Annotated in this window: 4 protein-coding genes; all 4 read right to left on the bottom strand. The window is 31.1% G+C overall.

The window, feature by feature from the left end:
- Positions 1–397 precede the first annotated feature (397 nt).
- A complete protein-coding gene (murC, locus tag L8D11_RS04040) occupies positions 398–1,837 on the bottom strand; it encodes a UDP-N-acetylmuramate--L-alanine ligase (protein WP_236870392.1) in 1,440 nt (479 codons plus the stop codon).
- 3 nt (positions 1,838–1,840) lie between these two features.
- Positions 1,841–2,641 carry an outer membrane protein assembly factor BamD gene (locus tag L8D11_RS04035; protein ID WP_236870391.1) on the bottom strand — a complete coding sequence of 267 codons (801 nt, stop codon included), beginning with the start codon at positions 2,639–2,641 and terminating at the stop codon, positions 1,841–1,843.
- A gap of 6 nt (positions 2,642–2,647) precedes the next feature.
- The gene (locus L8D11_RS04030; RefSeq protein WP_236870390.1) at positions 2,648–3,427 is read right to left on the bottom strand and encodes a succinate dehydrogenase iron-sulfur subunit; all 780 of its coding nucleotides are present in this window, start codon (positions 3,425–3,427) and stop codon (positions 2,648–2,650) included.
- Between the two features lie 97 nt (positions 3,428–3,524).
- The coding region (locus tag L8D11_RS04025) for an EAL domain-containing protein (protein ID WP_236870389.1) at positions 3,525–3,816 on the bottom strand (292 nt) is incomplete at its 5' end.

Raw genomic sequence — 3,816 nt, 5'->3', positions numbered from 1 at the left:
ATTGGATATCTATGTCTGTTTGGTGTGCCCTTCATCTTTTTTGATATTTATTTTTTTAAATCCTACAATTTTATAATCTTTTATTCAATATCAGAATTTTATTCTATTTTTAACTTGACTGTGCCCACATTTACTGCGTTTCAAGCAATATTTTTAATTTAATTAAAAAATATTTTACTTTAAGGCAAATTATAAGATTTTTTCAAAAAAATTAAAAGATTAAGTGCTGCTTTTTATACCAATCACCAAAAATAAGTTGACAGATAAATCAGTATTTTAGAAGATTTTTTTATGGCATCTGAGCCTAATGTATCTGGATACATGGCGAAGATGGTATGAGAAAATAACTAAAAAGACTAAATTTAAATGTTAAGTTATTTTTGGTGATTGGTATTATTTAACTTTTGCTTAAATTCATATCGTTAAATATTTCTTTAGCAATATTAGAAACATTACCAGCTCCCATAAAAATAATGTAATCACCTGGACTGGACAATTCGTTAATTTTATTTTTAATTTCAATTTTATCTTTGCAATAAAATGCCGCTATATTGCTCTTTATATCTTGCGCAAATGTTTCAGAAGTAATGTTATTTATCGGATTTTCTCCTGCAGAATAGATATCCAAGACTATTAGGGAATCAGTTTGCTTAAATGATGATAAAAATTGCTGATATAACTCATTAAACCTAGAATATCTATGTGGTTGGAAAACAGCTATAACTTTTCCTTTGCTTCTGCTTGAGTGCTCTTTCGCCATATTTAAAGTGGTTTTTATTTCATTTGGATGGTGCGCATAATCATCTATTAATGTAATGTCGTTAACTTTACCTATAACTGAAAATCTTCTTTGAACACCTTCATTAAATTGCAATGCATTGTGTAAGGCCTCTATTTTTCCACCTTTAAATAGGTAGACTATAATGCCAGCCAAAGCATTTAAAACATTATGTTTACCGTAATTTTTGATCATCAGTCCTTTTATTTGGCTCGTGTACTGAGATAATGTTTTTTGGCATTTTTCTGATAGGGCAATGTCAAATTTTATTCCTTCACTGGTAGTTTGTAGATTTATGGCTCTTAGGTCAGAACTTGCTGAATCAATTCCATATGAAATGTATTTGCTATTGTGAATATAATTTTTATTAATGACTTTTAAATTTTCACAATCATCACAAACAATCACCAAATCTTTTAGTAGAGACTTATCAATAAAAAGTTTGTAAACGTTGATAATGTTTTGAAGGCTGCCATAATAGTCTAAATGCTCATTATCAATATTGGTTATCACACTGATATTTGTGGGCAAAACCATAAACGTACCATCTGACTCATCCGCTTCAACAACATTAATTGCATCACTTCCTTTAAACACATTAGAGTTTATTGAATTGATTATCCCTCCGCATATCACTGTTGGGTCAAAATTTACTGCTTTCAACATCGAATATACTAGGCAAGTAGTTGAAGTTTTACCATGTGCTCCAGTAATGCATATGTTGTAACCTGATGAAAGCATATTGGAGAGCAACTCTGCACGAGATATTACGGGGATGGCTTTGTTTTTTGCTTCCTTAATTTCAATATTGTCATTTTTTATTGCTGAGGATTTCGCCACTAAAGAACAGTCCCAAATATTTTCAGCGTTATGGTTAGTAAAGACTTTTATTCCTAATTTTCTAAGTTCTGTTACTTGGAAGTTTTCACTTAAATCGGAGCCTTGGACTTTTATATTATCTTGGTGAAGTAATTTTGCCAAACCACTCATGCCAATGCCGCCTATACCTACAATGTGAATGGGTTTTTGGCAATCTAACTTTAAATGACCCAGATTCATTTATCACATATGTTTAAAAAAGTTCTTAAATTTTGATGTATTACTATTGTTTGGATTTTTTAAAAGTATGTCGTATGATTTGCGATACCATATGCTATTTGGGTAATTATAACCTAATACCGATGCATATCTAGTGGCCTCATCTTTTACACCAAAAATATAATATACCTCAACTAATCTGTATAAAGCTTCCGGGGTGAATATGCTTGTTTGATATTTTTCTATAACATTTTTAAATCTGTTGACTGATGAAATTGGTTTGTGAACACGTAAATAAAATCTTCCAATATCCATTTCTTTACCTGCAAGTACATTATCGATATATTCCACTTTCCATTTTGCATCATGAGCATATTTTGTATTGGGGAATAGATTGATAAGCATCTCAAAATCTTTTTTTGCATCAATTGCGAATTGTTGATCTCTCCCAACATCCATCATCTGATTATAATTGGACATCCCTTTGATATAATACATATACGATGCATTTTTATCTATTGGGAATTGGTGCAAAAAATCATCAACAGTAAGGATTGCATCAGTATAATTGTCGTCCGAGTAATAAGAATATGCTTTTAGAACCAGTGCATCAGAATAATGTTCAGATGCTGGATATTCATTTTCTAGTTTTGTTAGAGTTTTTACTGCTTTTTTATAATTTTCAGCTTTTACTTCTTTTGTGCTTTGGTCATATAATTGCCTATCGCCTATATTTTCATCCAGAGTGCTATCTTTTTTAGCGCCACCACAGTTAGTCATTAAAAAAATAATAATTGCTAAAGTTCCAAATTTCAAAATTTTCATAATTATTTATATTCTCGAAGTCATCATGTTCTTAATTTTACTTATAGCCTTTGCTGGATTAAGTCCCTTAGGGCAAGTTTTTGTACAATTCATTATGGTGTGGCACCTATATAATTTAAAATCATCCTCAAGCTCATCTAATCTTTCTGTAGTATTTTCGTCTCTACTATCTATTATCCACCTATATGCTTGTAGCAAAATGGCTGGACCAAGGTATTTATCTCCATTCCACCAATAACTTGGGCAACTTGTTGAGCAGCAAGCACACAATATGCACTCATATAGCCCATCCAGTTTATCACGTTCTTCCGGAGACTGCAATCTTTCTTTACCCTTTACATGCACGCTATCAGTTTGTATCCAAGGTTTTATAGATTTTAGCTGAGCATAAAATAAATTCAAATCAGGAACCAGATCTTTGACCACATTCATATGTGGTAATGGATAAATTTTAACAACTCCTTTCACTGAATCTATTGGCTTTAAGCAGGCTAGGGTGTTTGTTCCATCTATATTCATAGCGCAGCTACCGCAGATTCCTTCTCTACATGATCTTCTGAATGTTAGCGTACTATCAATTTCATTTTTTATTTTTATCAATGCATCAAGGACCATTGCACCGCATTTGTCCATATCTATTTCAAACTTATCAACCCTGGGATTAGAACCTAACTCTGGTTCATATCTATAAATTTCAAATGATTTTGTGTTGTTATTTTTTGAACTTTGTTTATGTGCCTTACCTTTTACAATCTTAGAATTTTTTGGCAATGTAAATTCAACCATACTAACCTAGGCTACGCTTATTTGAACTAAATTAACATTAATAAAATCTTTTGGCAATAACTGAAGGGAGATAACATAGTACAAAATATTATTTAAATTATAAAAATAAATAACCCTGTAAATAATTCACTCCTTCATCAGCAAGAAATTTAGCTGTACTCTCTTTTTCTACATGCTCTGCAATAATCTCAAGATTTAAACTTTTTGCAAATCCTATAAGAGTTCTTAAAATTAGTATATTATCTTTTTTATCAGGCAGACCTTTTAAAGACCATTGCATAATAGGCAGAAAGAAACATATATGATAGAATGAAAAGATAAGTACATACGAAAGAGGAGGCAAAATGTCATTTTTAGTAAGAGAAGCAGAAGAACGTATAGAGAAGAGT

This window comes from Candidatus Bandiella numerosa (genome assembly GCF_021811875.1).
GTDB classification, from domain to species: domain Bacteria; phylum Pseudomonadota; class Alphaproteobacteria; order Rickettsiales; family Midichloriaceae; genus Aquirickettsia; species Aquirickettsia numerosa_A.
Note: the sequence above shows the minus strand (reverse complement) of the source record. Positions and strands in the feature narration are given on the sequence as shown.

Coding starts and splice junctions, on each gene's coding strand:
- L8D11_RS04030 (WP_236870390.1), bottom strand. CDS start 3,427: ATGGTTGAATTTACATTGCCAAAAAATTCTAAGATTGTAAAAGGTAAG.
- L8D11_RS04035 (WP_236870391.1), bottom strand. CDS start 2,641: ATGAAAATTTTGAAATTTGGAACTTTAGCAATTATTATTTTTTTAATG.
- murC (WP_236870392.1), bottom strand. CDS start 1,837: ATGAATCTGGGTCATTTAAAGTTAGATTGCCAAAAACCCATTCACATT.